Origin of the sequence: Microcoleus sp. S13_C5 (assembly GCF_036700845.1) — a bacterium.
In the GTDB taxonomy this organism is placed as follows: domain Bacteria; phylum Cyanobacteriota; class Cyanobacteriia; order Cyanobacteriales; family Microcoleaceae; genus Microcoleus.
This window is the reverse complement of sequence record NZ_JAUBPR010000023.1, coordinates 31812-53200: the sequence shown is the minus strand read 5'-3', so window position 1 is coordinate 53200 and position 21389 is coordinate 31812. Positions and strand designations below refer to the sequence as shown.

Annotated in this window: 22 protein-coding genes; 9 read left to right on the top strand and 13 right to left on the bottom strand. The window is 44.4% G+C overall.

Annotated features, from left to right (window positions below; genetic code table 11):
* Window positions 1-413 precede the first annotated feature (413 nt).
* From menA to QUA04_RS09380, 6 genes are all read left to right on the top strand, one after another.
* A complete protein-coding gene (gene menA / locus QUA04_RS09405; protein WP_333255952.1) occupies window positions 414-1310 on the top strand; it encodes a 2-carboxy-1,4-naphthoquinone phytyltransferase in 897 nt (298 codons plus the stop codon).
* A gap of 151 nt (window positions 1311-1461) precedes the next feature.
* Complete coding sequence (locus QUA04_RS09400; protein ID WP_333255950.1) at window positions 1462-1707, top strand: hypothetical protein; 246 nt, start codon at window positions 1462-1464, stop codon at window positions 1705-1707.
* 5 nt (window positions 1708-1712) lie between these two features.
* Window positions 1713-2120 carry a retropepsin-like aspartic protease gene (locus QUA04_RS09395; RefSeq protein WP_333255948.1) on the top strand — a complete coding sequence of 136 codons (408 nt, stop codon included), beginning with the start codon at window positions 1713-1715 and terminating at the stop codon, window positions 2118-2120.
* A gap of 27 nt (window positions 2121-2147) precedes the next feature.
* Entirely contained in the window at window positions 2148-2951 is an 804-nt protein-coding gene (menH, locus tag QUA04_RS09390) for a 2-succinyl-6-hydroxy-2,4-cyclohexadiene-1-carboxylate synthase (protein WP_333255946.1), read from the top strand.
* 11 nt (window positions 2952-2962) lie between these two features.
* Complete coding sequence (locus QUA04_RS09385; RefSeq protein ID WP_333255944.1) at window positions 2963-4000, top strand: o-succinylbenzoate synthase; 1038 nt, start codon at window positions 2963-2965, stop codon at window positions 3998-4000.
* Window positions 4001-4076: 76 nt separating this feature from the next.
* Window positions 4077-5510, top strand: a complete 1434-nt coding sequence (locus tag QUA04_RS09380) for a 2-succinylbenzoate--CoA ligase (protein ID WP_333255942.1) — start codon at window positions 4077-4079, stop codon at window positions 5508-5510.
* Window positions 5511-5625: 115 nt separating this feature from the next.
* On the opposite strand, the gene QUA04_RS09375 is transcribed toward QUA04_RS09380, so the two are convergent.
* From QUA04_RS09375 to QUA04_RS09360, 4 genes are all read right to left on the bottom strand, one after another.
* On the bottom strand, window positions 5626-6597 hold the full coding sequence (locus QUA04_RS09375; protein ID WP_333255939.1) for a putative 2-dehydropantoate 2-reductase: 972 nt from the start codon (window positions 6595-6597) through the stop codon (window positions 5626-5628).
* A gap of 76 nt (window positions 6598-6673) precedes the next feature.
* On the bottom strand, window positions 6674-7099 hold the full coding sequence (locus QUA04_RS09370) for a thioesterase family protein (protein WP_333255937.1): 426 nt from the start codon (window positions 7097-7099) through the stop codon (window positions 6674-6676).
* A gap of 153 nt (window positions 7100-7252) precedes the next feature.
* A complete protein-coding gene (locus QUA04_RS09365) occupies window positions 7253-7699 on the bottom strand; it encodes a tellurite resistance TerB family protein (RefSeq protein WP_333255935.1) in 447 nt (148 codons plus the stop codon).
* A gap of 367 nt (window positions 7700-8066) precedes the next feature.
* Window positions 8067-9371 (bottom strand): ATP-binding protein, encoded by a 1305-nt coding sequence (locus QUA04_RS09360; RefSeq protein WP_333255933.1) that lies wholly within the window; start codon window positions 9369-9371, stop codon window positions 8067-8069.
* A gap of 126 nt (window positions 9372-9497) precedes the next feature.
* Here QUA04_RS09360 and QUA04_RS09355 point away from each other — a divergent pair, with 126 nt between their 5' ends.
* Window positions 9498-9821, top strand: a complete 324-nt coding sequence (locus QUA04_RS09355) for a TMEM14 family protein (protein WP_190657231.1) — start codon at window positions 9498-9500, stop codon at window positions 9819-9821.
* Between the two features lie 315 nt (window positions 9822-10136).
* On the opposite strand, the gene QUA04_RS09350 is transcribed toward QUA04_RS09355, so the two are convergent.
* Window positions 10137-11162, bottom strand: a complete 1026-nt coding sequence (locus QUA04_RS09350; protein ID WP_333255929.1) for a hypothetical protein — start codon at window positions 11160-11162, stop codon at window positions 10137-10139.
* 77 nt (window positions 11163-11239) lie between these two features.
* Here QUA04_RS09350 and QUA04_RS09345 point away from each other — a divergent pair, with 77 nt between their 5' ends.
* Window positions 11240-12652, top strand: coding sequence for a hypothetical protein (locus QUA04_RS09345; RefSeq protein ID WP_333255927.1), 1413 nt, complete (start codon window positions 11240-11242; stop codon window positions 12650-12652).
* 101 nt (window positions 12653-12753) lie between these two features.
* Here the strand turns inward: QUA04_RS09345 and QUA04_RS29930 are convergent, their stop codons facing one another.
* The 8 genes from QUA04_RS29930 to QUA04_RS09310 form a co-directional block, all read right to left on the bottom strand.
* Complete coding sequence (locus QUA04_RS29930; protein WP_445242303.1) at window positions 12754-12909, bottom strand: transposase; 156 nt, start codon at window positions 12907-12909, stop codon at window positions 12754-12756.
* Window positions 12910-13320: 411 nt separating this feature from the next.
* Complete coding sequence (locus QUA04_RS09340; protein ID WP_333255925.1) at window positions 13321-14583, bottom strand: hypothetical protein; 1263 nt, start codon at window positions 14581-14583, stop codon at window positions 13321-13323.
* 86 nt (window positions 14584-14669) lie between these two features.
* Window positions 14670-15758: an SPFH domain-containing protein gene (locus tag QUA04_RS09335; RefSeq protein ID WP_333255923.1), complete on the bottom strand. Its 1089-nt coding sequence runs from the start codon at window positions 15756-15758 to the stop codon at window positions 14670-14672.
* Between the two features lie 122 nt (window positions 15759-15880).
* On the bottom strand, window positions 15881-16672 hold the full coding sequence (locus QUA04_RS09330; RefSeq protein WP_333255921.1) for a Uma2 family endonuclease: 792 nt from the start codon (window positions 16670-16672) through the stop codon (window positions 15881-15883).
* Between the two features lie 80 nt (window positions 16673-16752).
* A complete protein-coding gene (vapC, locus tag QUA04_RS09325; protein WP_333255919.1) occupies window positions 16753-17163 on the bottom strand; it encodes a type II toxin-antitoxin system tRNA(fMet)-specific endonuclease VapC in 411 nt (136 codons plus the stop codon).
* Window positions 17160-17414: a hypothetical protein gene (locus QUA04_RS09320; protein WP_333255917.1), complete on the bottom strand. Its 255-nt coding sequence runs from the start codon at window positions 17412-17414 to the stop codon at window positions 17160-17162. The genes vapC and QUA04_RS09320 overlap by 4 nt, the downstream gene beginning before the upstream one ends.
* A gap of 180 nt (window positions 17415-17594) precedes the next feature.
* On the bottom strand, window positions 17595-18845 hold the full coding sequence (locus tag QUA04_RS09315) for an FAD-dependent oxidoreductase (RefSeq protein WP_333255915.1): 1251 nt from the start codon (window positions 18843-18845) through the stop codon (window positions 17595-17597).
* A gap of 124 nt (window positions 18846-18969) precedes the next feature.
* The gene (locus QUA04_RS09310) at window positions 18970-19107 is read right to left on the bottom strand and encodes a hypothetical protein (protein WP_333255912.1); all 138 of its coding nucleotides are present in this window, start codon (window positions 19105-19107) and stop codon (window positions 18970-18972) included.
* A 55-nt stretch (window positions 19108-19162) separates the two neighbouring features.
* Between QUA04_RS09310 and dnaK the strand changes: the two genes are divergently transcribed.
* On the top strand, window positions 19163-21271 hold the full coding sequence (dnaK, locus tag QUA04_RS09305; RefSeq protein ID WP_333255910.1) for a molecular chaperone DnaK: 2109 nt from the start codon (window positions 19163-19165) through the stop codon (window positions 21269-21271).
* Window positions 21272-21389 lie beyond the last annotated feature (118 nt).

The following is a 21389-nucleotide window of genomic DNA, read 5'->3' as shown; positions in this document are numbered from 1 at the left end:
GCAGATTTGTCAGAAAGAGTGCGGTTTTGTCCCGCTAGAACCCCTATTTCGATCTAAGCACGGGAGGGCGATCGCAAAACATGACCTTTCGAGTTTCCCGGAAAGTTTGGGCTCGCTTGGGGCAAAAAACAGACGATCCTCTTCGAGGGCTTTCCTTCGGATCGCTTCGCTAACGCCAACGCGCGATCAATCGAAACATTTAGACATAAAACTTTAAGATTGAGCGACTCAATCTCGACTCTCATGCGATCGCGCCTACAAAGGTTTGCAGACGGGCTACTTCAGGCTTTTGATCGCCCGCAAAGCCTCTCAACGGATGCCCCCCGCGCACTCAACCTGATACAGAGTAGACTTTCTTCACCAATAAAATTGTAAAATTACTACGCTGCTATCAATTGAATCAAGTTTGTGTAATGACAACAAAGTTAATTGAACGTCCAAATAGTAAATTGTGGCTGGCGGCAATCAAGCCGCCCATGTACAGCGTTGCGGTGATTCCTATTTCTGTAGGAACTGCAATTGCTTTTGCCGAAACTCAAACGATTAATTCGTCAATTTTTTCGACATTTTTAATGTCAGCCATTTTGATTATAGCATGGCTGAATCTCAGCAATGATGTATTTGACTCAGAAACAGGGATCGATAAAAACAAAGCGCATTCTCTAGTTAATTTAACGGGAAATAAAGCTTTAATTTTCGGGCTGGCTAATCTGTTTTTAGCAGTTGGGGTGTCGGGAATCTGCGCCATAAGCTGGTGGCAAAAAGACCCAACAGTAATTTTGCTAGTAGTTTTATGCTGTGTTCTGGGCTACACTTATCAAGGGCCTCCTTTTCGTCTTGGCTATCAGGGTTTGGGCGAAATCATCTGCTTTTTCACCTTTGGGCCGCTAGCCTTAGCCGCTGCTTATTACAGTCAAACTCAAACTTGGTCTGCCACTAATTTTGCAGCGTCGGCAATCGTGGGAATTACTACGAGTATCATCTTATTTTGTTCTCACTTTCACCAAGTTGATGACGATTTGGCTGCCGGCAAAAAATCGCCGATTGTTCGACTCGGTACGAAAAAAGGTGCCCAGTTGTTGCAGTGGTTATGCGGCAGCGTTTATGCTTTGACTGTGCTATTTGTGGCTTTGGGAATGTTTCCAATTTGGACGTTGTTAATTTTTGGGAGTTTGCCATTTGCGATCGACCTTTGCCGCCATGTCACAGACTATCACGACCAACCGGCAAAGGTTAGCAACTCTAAGTTTATCGCAGTCACGCTGCATTTTTCGAGCGGATTGCTGCTGGCGTTGGGGTTTGTTTTGTAGATCGGGCGATCGAGAATTTCGGTAAAATGGAGGTATGGTTTGCTAAGCTGAGGGAGTTGGTGGAGTTGGCAGAGTTGGGTGACTTCTCAAAATTTTCTTTAATTTAGCAATCCATCCCTCACATTGAATCGTAAAAAAGGAGAATCCAAGCATGAGTAAGCAAACAGAAATCGGTCAAATTATGAGTTTAGAAAAAATTTTTAGCCTATATCCTGATGAGTGGGTACTCATCGTCAATCCTGAATTAGATGAAGAATTAAACGTGATTCGAGGTGAAGTTTTAGCCCATGCAACAGAACGCGATGAAATTTACAGTAAGCTTTCATTAAGGAATGGAAAATCTGTCGCAATAGAGTATACTGGCTCGATACCTGATAACATAGCAGTGATGTTGTAACGAAAATGCCAGCTTATCAGAAAGTTTACCGTTTGTTGCGTTATGGACAAAATTTGCTAGCCGTGCAAGCAACTGTTGGCAGTAGAGAAGGGGGCGATTTTGTGCGGGTGCGTTTATTGGTCGATACGGGATCTAGCTTCACAATATTGCCAGTTCAAGTATTACAAAATCTGGGTTACGATACGCGCAATCCTTTACGCAGGCAAGAATTAGTTACAGGTCAAGGAAGAATCTATGTTCCTGTAATTAATGTATCTTGGTTTAATTGCGTGGGTCAACTAATAGAAAATTTTGACGTATTTGCCCACGATATACCGCCAAATCTTCGTATAGATGGTCTTCTTGGTATGGACTTTCTCACTCGTTTTCAGGCAGTCATCTCTGTTGGCGATGCGGAAATTAGATTTCAGTAAATACGGCAATTATACTAATAATTGTATATGGATGAATTTAAAAAAAATCATCACTTTCACTATTCACTAAGTGGTCATAAAAATCATAAATTAATTTTATTTCTCCACGGATTCACGTGCGATTGTCAAGAATTTAATCCCATCATTTCCTTACTTTCTAAAACTTATTGCTGTCTAGCAGTTGACCTTCCCGGCCACGGAAATACTAGAGTCAGTGGCGACGAAAGTTGCTACAATATGCCAAATACAGCCCAAGCATTGATACAGTTATTAGATGATTTACAAATAGACAAATGTTTGTTGTTGGGCTATTCAATGGGCGGGCGATTGGCACTTTACATGACATTACATTTTCCTGAAAAATTCGAGAAAGTAGTGTTAGAGTCAGCTTCTCCGGGATTGAAAACAGAAAAAGAGCGATCGCACCGCCTGCAAGCCGATTTACAGTTAGCACAAAAGCTGGAAAATAGCAACCTTAAAGATTTTTTATTCAACTGGTACGATCGCCCTTTATTCAAATCTTTAAAAAACTCTCCCCACTTCGACAAACTCATAGAAACCCGCTTAGCAAACAATCCCTTAGAATTAGCCAAATCACTCCGCAACATGGGAACAGGCAACCAGCCCTCTCTCTGGGGAAAATTGGCACAAAATCAAATCCCCATCCTCTTGCTAGCGGGAGAATATGATGATAAATTTACAACGATAAATACCGAAATTGCCAAATTGTGTCCAGCCGCCAGTCTAGAAATTGTACCAAAAGCTGGCCACAACATCCATTTTGAAAATATTGATAAGTTTGGATCAGTTGTGAGACAATTTTATGATTAACTAAAAAACCAATGCTTTATCAATTCGAGTTTCGCACTTATCAGCGAAAATTTAAGCGTCCACTGCAAACAAGTCATGGCATTTGGGATATTCGTGAAGGAATTATCCTGCGACTTGTGGATGAAAATAATCAAATTGGTTGGGGAGAAATTGCTCCTTTGAGTTGGTTTGGTTCCGAAAGTTTTGAGCAAGCTTTAGATTTTTGTCACCAGTTGCCAGGTAATATTTCATCAGAGATGATTTTTGCTATTTCCGGTGAATTGCCTGCTTGTCAATTTGGCTTTGAGTCAGCACTATCAAACGAGAAAAGTTCACCCCCCCCAGCCCCCCCTTGCCAAGGGGGGGAGAAAAGCGGAAATTTAACTCACCTTTCCCAAAAGGGGGAGAAAATGCAAAATCGGTTCAGCGGTTTATTGCCAGCAGGTGAAACAGCTTTGCAGGCTTTGCAAGTGCTTTGGTTAGAGGGATATCGCACGTTTAAATGGAAAATTGGTGTTGCTGCAATTGAACAAGAATTAAAGATTTTTCAGCAGCTAATCCAAGCAATGCACAATTTGTGCGATCGAGAATCGGCATTTTTGCGGTTAGATGCCAACGGGGGACTCAGTTACTCGCAGGCTACAACATGGCTGGAAGCTTGCGACAAGGTAAATGCAACTCCCGATTTTTCTGCAGACATTGAATTTTTGGAACAGCCGCTGCCCGTAACACAGTTTCAGGAAATGGTAGAATTGAATGCTATTTATGCAACTCCGATCGCCCTTGATGAATCTGCTGCCAACCTCGATCGCATCCAAGAGTGCTACAGCCAAGGCTGGCGGGGAATTTTCGTCATTAAACCTGCGATTGCTGGTTCCCCATCCCAACTGCGAAAATTTTGTCAAACTCACAATATAGACGCTGTTTTCTCATCAGTATTTGAAACCGAAATCGGCAGACAAGCAGCATTAAATTTAGCAACACAATTGTCTTTAAATAATAGAGCACTGGGCTTCGGCACCGAGGCCTGGTTCGATGACAATCATTCGATTTTAGATTTTAGATTTTAGATTTTAGATTACTTCCACGACTCAATCAAGCGGGTTAGGTAATTGTTTTGAATCAAGAAATTTGGTGAAAGCATCTATGGCAACAAATCTCACAGTAAATATCCTGGATCTCGCGGATCGCTTGCCCGATAATTGGCTGATCGGTTGTGACAGTCGCGAATTTGCCCGAATTGTCGATCGGCTATTTCAAGAAATCACCCAGAATCCCGCACAAAAAACACCCCCAAAAATTTGCCTCGCCGAACCAGAACCAGTGCAATTTCTGGCCAGTTTCATCGCCGCCCGCGCCGCCAAATGCCCGATTTTCCTGTGCAATCCCAACTGGGTAAAACCAGAATGGCAACAAGTCTTTGATTTAGTCCAACCAGACATATTTTTAGGACAATACCCGCTTCCTAAAAATCCCCATATCCCAGTCCGCGAAGGCGGACTTCGTTTGTATAGCCGCGAATTCCATTCGCCCGAATTCCATTCGCCGACTAAAAACGGTTTTGATACGATCATGATTCCCACCGGCGGTTCTTCAGGAAAAATTCGTTTTGCCATCCACACTTGGGAAACGCTAACAGCATCAGTGCAAGGTTTTGAACAATATTTTAAAGTTGACAAAATCAACTCTTTCTGCGTTTTGCCATTATACCACGTCAGCGGTTTAATGCAATTCATGCGTTCCTTTACTACCGGAGGAAAACTGGCTATTCAGCCATTTAAAGAATTAGAAAATGGTAAAATATGCGACCTCGAACCAGAAGAATTTTTCATTTCTTTAGTTCCCACTCAACTGCAACGGCTGCTGCAAAACCCAGATAAAGCTAATTGGCTGGGACGGTTTCGTGCCGTACTTTTGGGTGGTGCTCCCGCTTGGCCGGAACTTTTAGAAACAGCTAGAAACTATCAAATCAAATTAGCGCCAAGTTACGGCATGACCGAAACTGCCTCGCAAATTGCTACACTAAAACCCGAAGATTTTCTCGCGGGTAATAACAGTTCCGGTCAAATTTTACCGCACGCTAAACTAACTATTCGCAGTGCCAATGGCGATATTTTGTGCGATAATCAAATCGGGAATATTGTGGTCAATGCTAAATCTTTGGCGTTGGGTTATTATCCTGAACAATTTGGCGATCGCCAATACTTCCAATTAGATGATTTGGGATTTTTTGATAAAAATAGCTACTTAAATGTCGTCGGACGCAGCAGCGACAAAATTATCACAGGCGGAGAAAATGTATTTCCGGCGGAAGTCGAAGCCGTTGTGCGATCGACTAATTTAGTCGCGGATATTGCTGTAATTGGTTTGCCAGACAAAGATTGGGGTCAAGTCGTTACGGCTATCTACGTTCCCGCTAATTCCGAAGTTACTGTCAAAAATCTGCAAGCGGCAATAGAAGATAAGTTGAGCAAGTTTAAGCAGCCCAAATATTGGGTAAGCGTCGAACAATTGCCGCGAAATTCTCAAGGCAAAGTTAATCGAGAACAATTGCAAAAAATTGCGATCGAATATCAATAATTATTAGGCGATCGCAATCAATGCAGAAGGCAGAATTTATCATGCTTATTTCCGACTCCTGACCACAGCCAATAGCCAACAGTCAACAGTCAACAGTCAACAGTCAACTGACTAATTACGACAAACCTAATAGCCTTCTCGTCCTCTCCGCTTCTTGCCTTTGAAAATCCATAAACTTCAACATTCGGTAAAGTACCTCTATTTGTCGCAACTTAATACCTGCTTGCTGCGCCACCTGTATCGGATTACCAAAAATCGCCTCAACTTCCAGGGGCCGCGATTCATCATAATCGATTTTCATGCTTGTGCGGTAAGGCTTCATTTTCTGAGTGTATTCGAGCATATGTGGGATAAAGTCATCTGGAATAATGCGATCGCAACTTTTGGCTCCCGCTACCACTTCCCCCATGATTTCCTTAACTAAAATCAGAGTATCGGGATTAGCCATCAGTTCGTCAGTTCTCGCATCCAACACTACAGACAGCCCGTTATAAGGAATATTCCAAACCAGTTTTTTCCACCTTGACAATAGCAAATCTTCGCTCATCTTAATAGGAATGTGAGCACGTTTAAAATCTTTAGCAATTTGGTGCAATCTATCAGTAATACCGATTGCTTTGTAGTCTTGGGCATATTCTCCCAGGGTGATAGTGCCGTAATCTAGGTGGCATATGTGACCGGGCCCAACTTTATAAGAGCAGAGAAAACACAGCCCGCCAACCACTCGTTCTGCACCAACAATTTTAGCTACTTCCGGTTCCGCATTCAATCCGTTTTGCAATACTAAAACCGCGCCGTTATCCTTTAATAAAGGAGGCAAAATTTGGGGCAAAAAGTGATTTTGAGTTGTTTTCAGCGCTACAATTACTACGTCGCACTTAGGCATTTTATGCGTGTTGTGGTAGGCGCGGACGTGGGGGAGGGTGAAGTCGCCTTCGGGAGACTCGACAATCAAACCGTGTTTTTTGACCTGATCGTAATCGCTGCGTAGCAAAAAATTGACTTCTAAACCTGCTTGTTGCAGTCTAGCACCGTAGAATCCGCCTAAAGCTCCCGTGCCCACAATGGCATAATTGCGATTTGACATAATATCAAAAAGTCAGAAATAATATCCACAAAACAGAAATTTGACTGTCATACCCTGCTATTATTTAAAGATAGAACTAATCTGAAATTTCAATCTCAATTTTCTTCATCCACTGCATCAAGTCTTCAGATAGCTGTTTTCTATTTCGGCTAACTGCATCGATGCAGACGTGCTTAGTCAGAGCTTTAGCAGCGCTTCTGCCTGCAACTTCCTGAGAAAATACTTGATAGGCAATTTCAAATTCATCGCCAGTAACTTGTTTGGGCGTCAATTGAATCGTCAGCCGATCGCCCGCAAACATTGGGCGATAAAAATCTACACTAGCATGAATTATGGGAAAGGCAACCTCGGAATTGCTGAAAAATGCTTTGAGATTGATTCCCGATGCTGCTAGAGATGCCTCGTAAGCTTCGTGGCACATCGCCAAAACGTTAGCAAAGTAAACGACTCCAGCAGCATCGGTATCTTGAAAGCGAACAGTGCGGGTGTAAGTGAAAGGCATTTGAGGTAGTAGCTGGCGATCGCAAATTTGATCGCAATTTTACCAACCATCATATCGGTAAAACCGCACTTTTGGAGAAGTTGTCAGCTAAGTAAGTAGGCGCTAATTTTTTATATTGTAAAATTCGCCCTCCTCACTCCTTCCCCTGATTTCTTAACCTTTGTTCTTAATCAACATCACGTCTATAATCTTGAGGGCAATATCTTCGGAAATCCCCAATGCACTGTAAAGATCGTTCAAAAGTTGTTCTTCTTCTTCTGAAACCTCGCCATCTGCTAAAGCCATATCAGTTGTCACAGCAAAAACGGTTTCTTTAAGTTCGTCAGGAAGCGTTGCCAAAGCAGCATTAAACAGTACCTCAACTCCTTGCCGTTGCAGAATCATCAGCAGGCGATCGAGCATTTTTCTCATCACGTCATCGGGATAACTGCGGAACAGTTGCATCCGAGATAGCGTCATGCTAATTGCTTTACTTTCGCTGTCATTAATGTAACCGTCGGCTGCTACGGCAATTAGCGCGATCGCCGCAAATGCTTCGGCAGGCCCTAACGTTACGTCCGTTTCTTTACGAGTCTGCGATACTTTATCAAATAAACCCATGATATTTTCCTCGTTATTTAGTGGTCGATTTAGGGAGTCAGGATAGGTTCTGGCTCTGGAGGTTTCTTTGGGGATTTTGATAATTATATCAAATTTTGTTAGTTAGTTGTTATCAATAAAATTATGAAAAAATTAAGAATTTTTATTTCGCCCTTGGGTGCTGTAAGGGCGGGTTGATTCCTATCCAGAATTGCCTTCCCATATATCGGCTAAAACAGGCATCTTGCACCCTTGTAAGCAACAGGCAAGATGCCTGTTCCACAAAGAGTGAATTTTATTGTGGAACAGGCATCTTGCCTGTTCATAAAAAACTTATTGAGAAGGATGTAACATCTCAGTTAAAACCCGCCTTCCCAGCGCAGACGATCTACTTGTGAAAAATGGCTAAATCTGCTTTCAGGAAATCAACAAACTGCCGCGCAGTCCTGCCAGATCGCCCATTGCGACGAGTTGCCCATTCTTTAGCGCGGTGATCCAAATCCTCAGCAGCGAGTTTGACTCCAGCAAGTTCTGCCAGATGTCGGACAATTGTTAAATAAGTGTTTTGATCGGCCGGTTCAAAAGTTAAAGTCAAGCCAAATCGATCGCTAAATGAAAGTTTTTCCTGCACAGTATCCCAAGCGTGAACTTCCTCTCCATCGCCTGGGCGAGGCCTGTCATCAAAAAACTCTCGAATTAAATGCCTGCGGTTAGATGTGGCGTAAACTACCACATTTTGAGAGCGAGCAGTGACATTCCCCTCCAAGACAACTTTCAGAGCTTTAAAAGCATCGTCATCTTCCTCAAAGGAAAGGTCATCCACAAAAATAATAAACTTTTGAGGAACTCCCCGCAACTGCTCGACAATTAACGGCAAATCTTGCAAATCCGATTTAGATACTTCAATCAAGCGCAGATTGCGAGATCCAAATTCATTTAACAGCGACTTCACCAAAGAAGACTTGCCGGAACCGCGGCTCCCGTACAGCAAGACGTGCAAAGCCGGATAACCTGCCAATAAAAACTCCGTATTTTTCACCAGAGCATCCCGTTGCCAATCGCAGCAAACCAACTCTTTTAAAGTTATGCCATCGGGATGCGAAATATTCGCCAACTCCCCTCCCCGCCACCTAAAAGCGCGATATTCGGCAAACAAACCAGTGCCAAACTGTCGGTAATAAACTGCCAGAGATTCCGCCGCGCTCGACCATTTTTCTAGTTTTCCGTGCAGCGGCAAATCTCCCTGTTCTGCTACAGTTTCTGAATGCCAAATCGGAGGCACTGCGTCAAGTTGACCCGCTACCCGCACCCACTTGCTCAATTGTTCGCTGCTGCATTCGTAAATATTTTGCAGCACTTGTAAATCATGTCGGGCGGCCTCCACCAACGCGGGGGGCAAACTTGCAAAATCTGTTTGCTGTGCTCGGCGAGAAAAGGGGTTTTCGTCTTTGAGAATTTCGGAAATCAGAGAATCTTTCCAGCTTAAATTTTTAGCAGCCTGAAGTTTGAACCAGTTCCCGTAAGCTACCTGACATTCCAAACCGCTGACTTCGCTGTGGTGGAGGGCTTGCAGCAAGTCGAGAAAAGCTTGACCGACAGGGCTTTTGAAAACCGATTGATACAGCAGCAGGGATGCTGCTTGGCGCTGGAGGTAACGGATTTGGGCGATCGCACCAGAAGTTAGGGCTGACATAATGGCAATTGTAGAACAGTTAGATATCCTGACTGGCTTTAATAAATTTTCTAACAATTCGTGACACTAATTGCAGGCCGCGCTGTATAAATTTAGATGCAAAGAGTGAAATCGGGAGGATTAAAAATGAATTTAGGGACAGCAGCGGCGATCGGCTACGGCATTTTAACACTGGTTGGCGGCATCATGGGTTATATCAAGGCCAAAAGCCAAGCCTCGCTCATTTCGGGCTTGATTAGCGGTTCGCTGCTAATTTTTGCCGGCACCGCGCAGCTTATGGGACAAAGTTGGGGTTTAACATTAGCAGCAGCCATCTCGGCTGTTTTAGTAATAGTCTTTATTTTACGGCTTGTAAAAACTCGCAAATTCATGCCCGCCGGGATGCTCATTCTAGCTAGTTTGGCATCTTTGGGCGCGATCGTTTACGAAATCAGCGGTCAATATCAATAGTCATTCGATGTTAGATTTTAGATTTTAGATTTTAGGTCAACTCCCCAGCCTTGATTGGGAGGTTGAACTAAAGTCTAATTTTTTATTTCCCTGACTTAATTACGGGGCTTCTATTTTTAGCAGGACTTACGCAAAAAGTGGTTTGACGCGCGAATTCTAGCGCTAAGGTGCGGTGTGCAGGGAGCCGTAAATAATTAATTAGGTTCGGCGTAAGTCCTGTTTGGGTGAATTCAGAAGTTATGAGTTAGTAATTAGTAGTTAAAACACTCATTACTAACTCCTAATTACAAATTGCCAATTACTAATGACTAACCACTAATGATTGATGACTGCATCAATATACTGCTGAACTTCCCTCAGTTGCTGCCGCTGGCATTCGATCCAATCTTTTTCCGCCGATCGCTGTTCCGGCGTCTCTTTCTGATACCGCGCCTGCTTCTCTAAAAAATTATTGTAGAATTTAATCGCTTTTTCAACTGTTTGAATTGCCAGTTTCATTCGCTCCTCAAAAACTGATATAATTACATGATCCAGGATTAACCCAATCACTTTACAGGACTCTTCAAAATCGACCAAACTGATTCCCATCTTGCTTTTATGAACCAGAGTTTCTACTGGTTCTTTCAGGGTTTCTTTAAAAGTTTTCATATAAGAATCAGGCAAATATTTCAGTGGCTCCGTAAACTTCGATACAATCTCCCCGCCTATTGATTGTAGTCGCTCTCTAAATTTCGACTGACTGTTTAGGTCGAAGCATTGAATGCAAAATTCAATTTTTTCTATATCAATAGATTGTAATTCTTGAAAAATTAAACTCAGTTCATTCTCCATAATTAAAATCACTCGCTCGGCTTGGACATCAACTTCATTCCGCAACTCTTTGTGTAAATTATCTTTTTCAAAAAAACCAATAGTATCTCTTTGAAAGACTTGAGGTTTTTTATCCCACAAAAACCACTGATTTTTTAACTTGGTCGCCTTGTCGCTCCAAGATTGGCGAACTTTAGCAACAGCATCATATTTGCCCTGTTTTCCTAAACTGCGAATTCTTACATCGCATCCGCTTAGTTCGCCAATTTGCTCCCAGACATCAACAGGAGATGCTCCAGCAATTCTCGGCTTGCTATTCCAGACATCCTCAGCCTGAGATACATCTTTGAAACATACCTGAAGTAGCCCCTTGAGTCTGATGGCAGATTGCTTAATTTCGTCAATACAAGGTTCCACATCTAAACTGAGTTGGGTAGCTGACTGTTTAATCTCCACGGATTGATATTCGTCTGCCAACAATCGATCGCTAAACAGGGTAATAGCCTGGAATGCCTTGAGATACTCATTCATTTCCTTTCATTCCTCGTTTCCCTAAACAGCATACAATACAGAACATCTGCCTTTTTGAATGGAAACTGAGCCACAACATGGATTATATATTCACCCCTGCAACTCAGGCGCGACTCAATAGTGGCAACCTAGTACAGCCTGCTGCCAAAACAGGAAAATTGCTCCCGGCAGCTAGAGATCCGGTGACAGGGGAGTTTGTGGAGCTTGCAAAAATTTTTTATCAATCAAGAAGTGAAACTCTATCCGATCGCGGAGTTATAGGATTGCTCGCACAGTTAGCCGGAGGTGGCCCCATACAGCCGCTGGTAGCTCCCGTGTACGTGACACTGGCGCCGTTGCAGGTGGCTCAAACTCATCAGGGGTTTCAAAAAACATACAGAATGCTTAACTGTCTGAAAATTAATTTGGCAGTGATGCAAGCGACTGCTGCTGTCATTGGTATTGGCGCTGTATCGAACACAGTTTTATCAGCAGTAAACCTCAACCAAGTATTAAAAATCCGAGAAGAGGCCAAGCACCAGAAGCTAAAAATTAAAGACGGGTTTATCGATCTCAGACACATCCTCAAAGATAGGGGAGTAGAGGTGATCCAGCAGATTTTTAAGGTGGCTCACGACTCTAGTTTTGAAATGCACCGCCAGAAACTGGTTAATGGTTATGAGATTTTTTCTAAAGCTATCAAACGCTGTCAGTCAGCCCTGACAGTGCCAGATATTAAACTTCGGAATTCCGAAATTAATAGCGGGCGGGATATGCTGTTTGAGGCTTTAAAAATTTATGATAATCCTAGTTTGTTGGAGGGGCTGTGTTCTGCCGGACAACTCAGGCAAATGGAATGTGTTTGGGCGATCGAGCAGGCGATCGGGGTCACGTTTCACTTGCAGCGGGCCTACGATATGGTGAGCGATCGCCTGCTGGAACTCCAATCAAAAATTCGTCAAAATCTTCTAACTGTTGTTAAAGGATGTCAATCCGAAGCCGAACTAGATTTTTTATTTCCTGAAGTTACTAGGATTCTCGGTCATGATTTAAGTGTAATAGAATTTTGGCAAAATGAGGTTGATTGGATGGAAACTTTGTCTCCAAAAGAGCAGCACCAGTTAGCTAGTTTAGATAAACTCGCCGGCGAGAGTTTAAAAAGCAGCGTGTACACTACATTCGCGGTATTAGCTGCGGAACCTTCACTTTATGAAACTTTAAAGCAAAAGTCTCACTTTCTATCCTTGCGCGACCAGCTAACCTTCGCTGTGTCGCCGGAAATCCGCCGGGGATACGAAGTTTATGTCAGCCAGCAGGCGATCGCTACTGGCTATCAAGCTTTAGCTGCCTCGAATTGGCAAGAAATATCCGATTTAACTGTGGCTAACCTCTACTACTTTTTTCAAATCCGAGAAAACTCAACTGAAAATTCTCCAACAGAGGACGAATTAGAAACGCCTTATTGGCACTTTCCCAAAACCTTAAAAAACGAGCTGAATTACAGCAATTAAATGACAGGTGACCAATTACACCAGTTCCTCATACCAATTCACTATCAATCTGCACTTAATATAGCTTCAAGGATCTAGTCCCAACCACAGAGATCTCAAACTTATTCATTCGTGAGAGATTTGATAATTATATCTCCCTGTTTTTTAAGTTTATCTAAACTCGAATAATTTTCCCACTTTAGGTCTTTTTTTGGATGTTCCCACATTTTTTCCATCGGATTTAATTCAGGACTAGAGGCCGGTAAATATATTGACATTATATGCAGAGAGTTAGTCTAATAAGAGAAACTTCTGAAAGCTACCATTATCCATTCGCTTCCGCATCGTGGCTAATTCTTCTCTTGTTTTGATTTGTGTGATGGCACTGCAGTATAATATCAGTAATTTTTCGCGTGCTTACTGCGATTATAGCCCGTTCGAGTCGATGCTCTAGTTCTTCAACCGTTTCGTGGATTTCTACCTAAAATTTGTTGAGCATATTGGCTTTCCTCTACTTTAGCCTATATGAGCGTGTACCTTCATAGTGAATTGGTCTTAGCAAGTTATCGCTCCTAGACGCGGTTGTACTTCGTTTAAATAAAAAATAGACTTAGGAGTGAAAAGCAAGTGTTGAAAAGGCAGGATGGCTGTTCCACAAGAATTATGCCAGAGGTCTAACGAACCATCAATTAATTAGAAGAGGGAATAGGTGCTGGCGGTAATTTTTGGCTAGGTACAGGTGCGGTAGAGGGAACAGGCGCTGGCGGTAATTTTTGGCTAGGTACAGGTAGGGAAGTTGGTTGAGGTTGCGGTTGAGGCAGACCAGGAACACGGATATATTTCCAATTACCAGTAAACAATAGGTACATAACACCCGCAAGCACGACACCGCTAACAACAGCAGCAGTAATTTTCCAAATACTGTAGGGACGTTCGCCTTGAACTTCAGCGGTGCGTGCATTAACCATTACTTGATATCGCTGGTTTTGATAGCGATAGGCACACAACCACACAGGTAGCAAAATATGCTTAAAAGTGATAGCATTGTAATCAGTGGAAATGCTGTGAACCCGCTGCTCGTCGCCACCAATATTCCTACAAACATCCGAGTGAATAGTACCGGCCATGACATTTTTAGCAGATTCAAATCCTTGAGTGAGAGAAACTTGCGATCGCTGCGCTTCAAACCCAGCTAAATAAGATGAATTGTAAGGGCGCAGCGACTCCTTGAGATGCCAAGGTTCTAACGCATCCAGGCGCGGGCGATCGACTGAATTTGTAGCGGGAATCAGAATATCGTCAAAAAAGCGATCGACTCTGCCAGAAACAGGCCACCACCTAGTATGTTGCACTTGGCGAGTCTTAGTTTCTGTTTCGCCCTGCGCGTTTGTTTCCGTATAAGTTTCAGTTACGTAGTAGTGTTCTCCGCGATCGCCCCTATAGTAACTAACCGTGTAAGTGTCGTAAGTCCAAAACGGCAAATAAACCCCTTGAATTTTCTCCTGTTGGGCTAGGGATTTCAAAGCAGAGGGAGCAAACCAGCGATTGCTGAGCCACTTCTGAATGCTTTCTCTGGCCTGTTTATCAGTAACTTCAAAAGGTACAATTCCCTCTGGATGCACGCTAGGGCTAGCCTTTGCAGGTTGCGTCACAATTGGAGAAGCACAAAATGGGCATCTACCCGCTACTTTCGGCGGTTCAAAAGTAACACTTGCTCCGCAATCATTGCATTTTACTTCAAGGGCTGTTGTTGATAAAGTTGTCAGCGCCGTGCGATCGACTTGGAGATATTGTTCGTAAGAGTTCTCCTTTACCTCTTGGGCAGTTTGGGGAATTGCATCTTCCCAGCCGCAGTAAGCACACTTGAGCTTTCCTGCTTGGGGGTTGAACTCTAAATAAGCCCCGCAGCTAGGACAGGGAAAACGTTTAACAGCAGATTCCGAAGTATTCATAATGGTTAATTGGTGATGTAATTGGTAATTGGTAATCGGGAAAGCATCCCAATTACCAATTACTAATTAACTAAATATCCAACATTTTAGGCGGCGGCTGGCGGGGGAGGCGGCGGTACTGTCGCCAACAAAGATGCTAATTCCGGCACTTGCGATGCTAACTTCCAGCCGTCAAAACCCGCACGCCACACCATTACCTGATGTGTCAAACCATTTTGCAGAAGTTGATGCAATTCAAAAGGGCCTAATTGTTGACCGTTCTGGGCAATATACCACTGAGTTTGTGTTGGCGGGGGAGGTGGCGGCGGAGTCTGCGATGCTGGCGGCTGCATCATATTTGTCATTTGCTGACCTAGTGCCATTCCCATGCCAAATTCTAATGCTTGATTGCCGCCGCTAGGGTTATTTGCTGATGCTTCTATGGCGTTAGCAGATTGATATTGGGTATATTGCTGCATATTTCCCAGAAGTCCTATTGAGGCTCGTTTGTCGAGTGCTTCTTCAACTTCAGGCGGCATCGAGATATTTTCAATTAATAGCTGAGTTAACTCTAACCCAAACTGCTGGATACTTGGCTCTATGGCAACTCGTACCTGTTCGCCCATGTGGGTGTAGTTGGCTGCAAAGTCTAGCAGGGGAACGCGGGAATTGCCAACCCAATTGGCAAAGGCACTGACTATTGTATTGCGGAGTTGATCGCTGATTTCATCTACTTGAAATAGTCCGTCAGTGCTGATTAGTTGTTTTAAGAGTTGTTCTGGATGGGAAACTTTAATGTTGTATGTGCCAAAAGCCCGCATTCTCACTGGGCCGAGTTCTGGATCGCGGATAATTACAGGGTTAGAGGTTCCCCATCTCAGGTTGGTAAATATTTTGGTGTTAAAAAAGTAGACTTCTGCTTTAAAGGGAGAGTTGAAACCGTAGGGCCAACCTTTTAAGGTGCTGAGAATGGGTAAGTTGCGGGTGTACAGTTCGTGCATTCCAGGATCGAAGACATCGGCCACTTGGCCTTCGTTGACAAAGACTGCTATTTGTCCTGGTCGTACAGTTAGTTTAGCACCTTGTTTAATTTCGTTTTGGTGACGCTCGAATCGATAGGCAATGGTGTCACTGGTATTGTCCAACCATTCGATGATATCGACAAATTCGCCGCGAATCTTGTCAAAGAGTCCCATAGATTTATTTGGGGTTGTTGTTCGATTTTAGCTTCAATAGGAGCGATCGGAGTTCCCGATCGCCCTTGTAAAGTTTTTACGTGCGATGGGTGGGGATGGGGGCGATCGCCCTTGCAGACAATTCACAATTCCGGTTCAATTCCAGCCGATCGCAACTGAGCGCGCAATTGCTCTAATTGGTCTTCTGCTTGTTGAGCTCTTTCTTGTTCGCGATCGGCTCTTTGCTGTTCTTGTTGAGCTCTTTCTGCTCCCGATAACAGCAAATTTCCTGCACTATCCCACCAGCGCAGCCAAGGTAACTCAACATTTTGATACCTTCCTTGCCAAATTCCCAATTCCACCCCTAACGGTTCAATGGAATAATGACCGCGCTCATTTGCAGCAACTAATTGATACCTATTTTCGATCAGGTGATAGACTTCAACGCTAGCCTTAGTTACTTCATAAATCCCGTAAAAGGCCGGACGGATCACATTTTCATAAATCCAGAATTTACCCGGCTTAGTTTCCTGTTGACCCGATCGCAATAAAGGCGTTGTGTCCCGTTCTTCTGCACCATTGCCCGATACAAATTCTAACACAATTAACGGTGCTACAAATTCTTGCCACATCACATAAGAACCGCGCAATTGACCGTCAATAGTTGGCGGAACATTAGGTACATAAAACCAGTCGGGTGCTTCTGCACCCCGTTCTAGCGGCTCAGTTAATCGCCAATAAATGCCGCTGTCTTGACCGATACAATAGTTACCATCTGGATGAATGCTTTGGAAGACGGGAGTAATTGAATCGGTTAACAGGATGCTTTGGGGATGTTCTTGGAAATTCTTCACAAAAGTGCCGTCGGATTCGGGTAGCTGAGTGTGGTCTGGCCAGCCTGTAGGGTTGTTTTCTACATCTAAGGTGAATTTCATAGTTTTATTTGGGTCCCAAGCATTGTTTTGTTGTGAAAGAAGTTTTGATTTTGAGTAGATGCAAACTCGATACATCTAACTCAGACCTCTATCTCCCAATCCTCCAGATGCAAACCCTCAACGCGGCTGAACTCGCGGGTATTGTGAGTTACAAGAATTAGGTTGTTGGCGAGAGCAATAGACGCAATCAAGAGGTCATGAGGGCCGATAGGTGTTCCAGATGCAGCTAATTGATCGCGAATTTGACCGTAAATTAGGGCAGACTGGTCATCAAAAGGCAAACTTACAAACTCATTGAAAAAACGTTCTAGTCTAGCTAGATTGCTATCTTGACGAGAACTTTTAAAAGCACCCCAGTAAAGTTCTGCTTTAACTACAGAGCATATTGCTACATCACCTGACCGCATCATTGCTAGTCGGCGAGATACCGATGAGTTGCGGTCTGGATTTAACAAACGGATGCAAGTATTGGTGTCTAAAAGATAAATCACAGCAATTCTTCCCGGATTTCATATTCCAACTGCTCAGGACGAACAAGCGGTTCTCCCTCCCAACTTCCTATTACTGTCTCAAAAAAACCGGGCGACCAGCCCAAATCTTCCGGCGTTTTAGCCTCAGTTGCAGGTGCTATAGGCTGAAAAATTACAATAACTTCCAAATCTGTATCTTTGATACCACCGGGGATTTGCAAATGCAACATCCCGTCCGAACCAACGCGCGATCGTACTTTAATACTTTGCATAACTGTGACCTCTTTAAGTTTGTACTGAAATTCAATCTTGTCAGGAATTACTCATCTATGCCAAAGAAACCGGGTTTTTTACCGAATATGTGGGTGAGTGCGAAAGATTTTCGTCAAAAAACCCGGTTTCTGACCACCCGTGCGTCATTCTACCTCTATATTTAGGATTGGTGTATCTGATTAATTTCGCACCCGAACCCGAGTTAATCCAAAACCAATTAATCGCGCTGGAATATTTCGCAAAATTGGTAACTGCAACAAAAGTGGCGGTGTAAACGGTCGATTTGTATCTAATGCCCCCTTAATAATTCGCTCCTGTACAAACGATTGAAATGCTTGAATTACCCGCGTGGGCAACTCCCGCTGTCGCTGCACCTCTGCCAAATCCCACAGATGCAAGTGATTGTTTTTCAGGGGGGCGCTGAGTACATTAGCCGCCACGACAGCATCTTGAATAGCATAGTTAATTCCCACACCGCCTACGGGCGACATGACGTGAGCGGCATCCCCAATTAAGAGTAAACCGGGACGATACCAGCGGGGAAGGCGACTCGATTCAACCGACAGAAAAGAAATTTGCGACCACTCTTTCAGTTGCTCTACCCTATCTGCAAATTCTGGTGCTAATTCAGCAACAGATTTTTGCAAAGTTTCTATTCCTGATTCGCGCAATTTCTGATAGCTACTTTTCAGAATAATGTAACCGAGTTGCCAATAATCCAAGCGGTCAATTATAGCTAATAAATGACCTCCAACAGCTCGACCTCCCACGCCGAAATCTTTGACATCATGGGGACTGCGCGGCAAACGAAACCAAAGGACATCCATCGGCGGGGAAGTTTTAATCGGTTCAAAACCTGCTAATTGGCGAAGGCGGGAAAAGCGACCGTCTGCACCAACAGTGAGGGTCGATCGCACTTCATGCCATCCCCCGCGTCCCCGGTATCGAATTCCGCACACAATCCCATTTTCTACGATCGTTTCTTGGACATTAGCTCCCATTACTAGCTGAAAACTGGGGTAGCGCTGCGCTTCGGTAATGATGAATTCGAGAAACTTGACTTGGGGAAGGATAGTGATGTAAGGATACTTGGTTTTGAGACGGGATAAATCTACGAGTGTGGCGGTATTCCCAGCAGCTTGGATGGTGAGTTGGCGCATTTTTGTATGGGGCAATTCCAGCAATTGTGCTGCTAAACCCAATTGCTCCATAATTTCCATTACAGACGGATGCAGCGTATCGCCGCGAAATTCTCGATCGAAATCTTTGTGTAGTTCTAGCAGGATGACTGGAATGTTTTGCCTCGCTAAAAGTAATGCTAAAACAGCACCCGCAGGCCCACCTCCCACAATGCAGCAGCTTGTATGCTGCACGTCAACGATCGAGTGCTCTTGAGAGGATTCTGAATTTTGAACAGAGTTGACAGTCATATTTTTATGTTCCTCTTTGCTCAACAATCCTGCTAGCTGCTTTTAGTTTAGCAAAACGCATTAGTTAATCAATTCTGAAACTTTTTTTCCTGTCAAAAGATGAACATACAGGGCTTTCCCAAGTTCACACTCCTACTCCTCGCAGGATCTCGCCAATCCACCAGGGGAGCGATCGCACCCAGCCAACCGCAGCCGCTTGACCAAAGTGAGGCAATCCCCCCGCAGCCCCCGCTTCTCGACGCGGTACAATAAATGCAATCATACTTAACGCTTATATTGAAAAGGCTACACACAACGCCACAGGAGACAACTGACGCATGGGTAAAGTAGTTGGCATTGACCTCGGAACAACAAACTCAGTAGTAGCCGTCATGGAAGGCGGCAAACCGGTTGTGATTGCCAATGCAGAAGGGATGCGGACAACTCCCTCGGTAGTTGCTTTCACAAAGGAAGGAGAACGCCTTGTGGGACAGATGGCCAGACGCCAGACTGTTCTCAACCCGCAAAACACCTTTTACGCTGTCAAGCGGTACATCGGACGCAAATATACCGAACTGACTCCAGAATCAAAGCGCGTTCCTTACACAACTCGCCGCGACGAAAACGGGAACATCAAAATCAAGTGTCCCCGCCTGAAAAAAGATTTTGCCCCAGAGGAAATTTCGGCGATGGTGTTGCGAAAGCTGGCCGATGAAGCCAGCCGCTATCTGGGACAAGAGGTGACGGGGGCTGTAATTACTGTTCCCGCTTATTTCAACGACTCGCAGCGACAGGCGACGCGGGATGCTGGACGAATTGCGGGACTTGATGTTAAGCGGATTTTAAATGAGCCAACGGCGGCTTCTTTGGCTTACGGTTTGGAGAGGCGAGAAAGTCAAACTATTTTAGTGTTTGATTTGGGTGGCGGTACTTTTGATGTCTCTATCTTAGACGTGGGAGACGGAGTATTTGAAGTTAAAGCAACTAGCGGTGACACTCAATTGGGTGGCAATGATTTTGACTCTAAAATTGTTGACTGGTTGGCAGAACAATTCTTAGAAAAAGAAGGAATTGATTTGCGACGCAACCGGCAAGCTTTGCAGCGCTTGATCGAAGCGGCAGAAAAAGCCAAGATTGAGCTGTCGGGAGTCGGTGTCACCGAGATTAATTTGCCGTTTATCGATGCGAACGAAGATGGCCCTTTGCATCTGGAAACGCGGCTGACTCGCGGTCAATTTGAGGGGCTGTGCACAGATTTGGTGCAGCGGCTGCGGCGTCCGGTCAAACAAGCTTTGGCTGATGCAAGTTTGAGTCCTTCTCGCATTGATGAAGTTGTGTTAGTCGGCGGTTCGACTCGCATTCCTTTGGTTCAGGAAGTTGTTCGCAGTTTGATTGATCGAGAACCCAATCAAAATGTGAATCCCGATGAAGTTGTGGCGGTGGGTGCGGCAATTCAAGCGGGTATTTTGGGTGGGGATGTCCGCGATGTGCTGCTGTTGGATGTGACGCCGCTGTCGCTGGGTTTGGAAACTATCGGCGGGGTGATGAAAAAATTGATTCCGAGGAATACTACTATTCCCGTCAGGCGATCGGACATTTTTTCGACTGCTGAAAACAACCAAACTGTAGTAGAAATTCACGTGATCCAAGGCGAACGGGAATTAGGCAGAGATAATAAATCTTTGGGACGGTTTAAACTAACTGGAATTCCGCCGGCACCGCGAGGGATTCCGCAGGTGCAAGTAGCTTTTGATATTGACGCTAACGGGATGCTGTTGGTGACTGCTTTGGACAAAACTACCGGCAGGGAACAAAGCATTACTGTGCAAGGTGCTTCGACGCTGACTCAGCAGGAAGTGAATCAAATGATTCGCGATGCGGAACAGTTTGCTCAAGCTGATAAGTTGCAGCGGGAAAAGGTGGAAAAACGCAATCGCGCTGAAGCTTTAGCTTATCAAGCCGAGCGGCAGTTGCGGGAAGTTGCGCTCGATCGCGGAATGCAGTTTGCTCAAAGAAGCCGCCAGCGAATTGAAACTTTAATTCGGGAATTGCGAGACAGTTTGGAACGCAATGATGAGCGCGGAGTTGACCAAGTTGGTTCGGATTTGCAGGATGCTCTTTACGATTTGAGCCGGGAAGTTTCCGCGTTTGCGATGGATGACGATGATGATGATTTCTTTGAGTCTGTGAAGCGGACTTTTACGGGGGACGGTACCAAGCGGCGCAGCGATGACAGCAGCTATTATACCAATGCTAAGCCGTACAGGCGATCGACTGTCGATCCAATTCCCGATCGACCCTATGATCGACCCTATGATCGCACCGGCGATCGTATGGGCGATCGTATGGGCGATCGCATGGGCGATCGTAGAAGCAGTGCTAATCGCCCCACTCGCCCTTATCAAAATCAAAGCGACGATTGGGATGATGACGACGATTGGCTGTAATTGAAGGAAGAAGGAAGAAGGAAGAGGGAAGAAGGAAGAAGGAAAATAGTGGATTTTCGGCTGAGAATTTGTGACGGCTGTTTTCCTAATTCTTCTCATATTCTTTCTTTCTCCTCTC

Excerpts from the sequence above, each read along its gene's own strand:
- menA (WP_333255952.1), top strand. The coding sequence starts at position 414 with ATGACAACAAAGTTAATTGAACGTCCAAATAGTAAATTGTGGCTGGCG.
- QUA04_RS09400 (WP_333255950.1), top strand. The coding sequence starts at position 1,462 with ATGAGTAAGCAAACAGAAATCGGTCAAATTATGAGTTTAGAAAAAATT.
- QUA04_RS09395 (WP_333255948.1), top strand. The coding sequence starts at position 1,713 with ATGCCAGCTTATCAGAAAGTTTACCGTTTGTTGCGTTATGGACAAAAT.
- menH (WP_333255946.1), top strand. The coding sequence starts at position 2,148 with ATGGATGAATTTAAAAAAAATCATCACTTTCACTATTCACTAAGTGGT.
- QUA04_RS09385 (WP_333255944.1), top strand. The coding sequence starts at position 2,963 with ATGCTTTATCAATTCGAGTTTCGCACTTATCAGCGAAAATTTAAGCGT.
- QUA04_RS09380 (WP_333255942.1), top strand. The coding sequence starts at position 4,077 with ATGGCAACAAATCTCACAGTAAATATCCTGGATCTCGCGGATCGCTTG.
- QUA04_RS09375 (WP_333255939.1), bottom strand. The coding sequence starts at position 6,597 with ATGTCAAATCGCAATTATGCCATTGTGGGCACGGGAGCTTTAGGCGGA.
- QUA04_RS09370 (WP_333255937.1), bottom strand. The coding sequence starts at position 7,099 with ATGCCTTTCACTTACACCCGCACTGTTCGCTTTCAAGATACCGATGCT.
- QUA04_RS09365 (WP_333255935.1), bottom strand. The coding sequence starts at position 7,699 with ATGGGTTTATTTGATAAAGTATCGCAGACTCGTAAAGAAACGGACGTA.
- QUA04_RS09360 (WP_333255933.1), bottom strand. The coding sequence starts at position 9,371 with ATGTCAGCCCTAACTTCTGGTGCGATCGCCCAAATCCGTTACCTCCAG.
- QUA04_RS09355 (WP_190657231.1), top strand. The coding sequence starts at position 9,498 with ATGAATTTAGGGACAGCAGCGGCGATCGGCTACGGCATTTTAACACTG.
- QUA04_RS09350 (WP_333255929.1), bottom strand. The coding sequence starts at position 11,162 with ATGAATGAGTATCTCAAGGCATTCCAGGCTATTACCCTGTTTAGCGAT.
- QUA04_RS09345 (WP_333255927.1), top strand. The coding sequence starts at position 11,240 with ATGGATTATATATTCACCCCTGCAACTCAGGCGCGACTCAATAGTGGC.
- QUA04_RS29930 (WP_445242303.1), bottom strand. The coding sequence starts at position 12,909 with ATGTCAATATATTTACCGGCCTCTAGTCCTGAATTAAATCCGATGGAA.
- QUA04_RS09340 (WP_333255925.1), bottom strand. The coding sequence starts at position 14,583 with ATGAATACTTCGGAATCTGCTGTTAAACGTTTTCCCTGTCCTAGCTGC.
- QUA04_RS09335 (WP_333255923.1), bottom strand. The coding sequence starts at position 15,758 with ATGGGACTCTTTGACAAGATTCGCGGCGAATTTGTCGATATCATCGAA.
- QUA04_RS09330 (WP_333255921.1), bottom strand. The coding sequence starts at position 16,672 with ATGAAATTCACCTTAGATGTAGAAAACAACCCTACAGGCTGGCCAGAC.
- QUA04_RS09320 (WP_333255917.1), bottom strand. The coding sequence starts at position 17,414 with ATGCAAAGTATTAAAGTACGATCGCGCGTTGGTTCGGACGGGATGTTG.
- QUA04_RS09315 (WP_333255915.1), bottom strand. The coding sequence starts at position 18,845 with ATGACTGTCAACTCTGTTCAAAATTCAGAATCCTCTCAAGAGCACTCG.
- QUA04_RS09310 (WP_333255912.1), bottom strand. The coding sequence starts at position 19,107 with ATGATTGCATTTATTGTACCGCGTCGAGAAGCGGGGGCTGCGGGGGGA.
- dnaK (WP_333255910.1), top strand. The coding sequence starts at position 19,163 with ATGGGTAAAGTAGTTGGCATTGACCTCGGAACAACAAACTCAGTAGTA.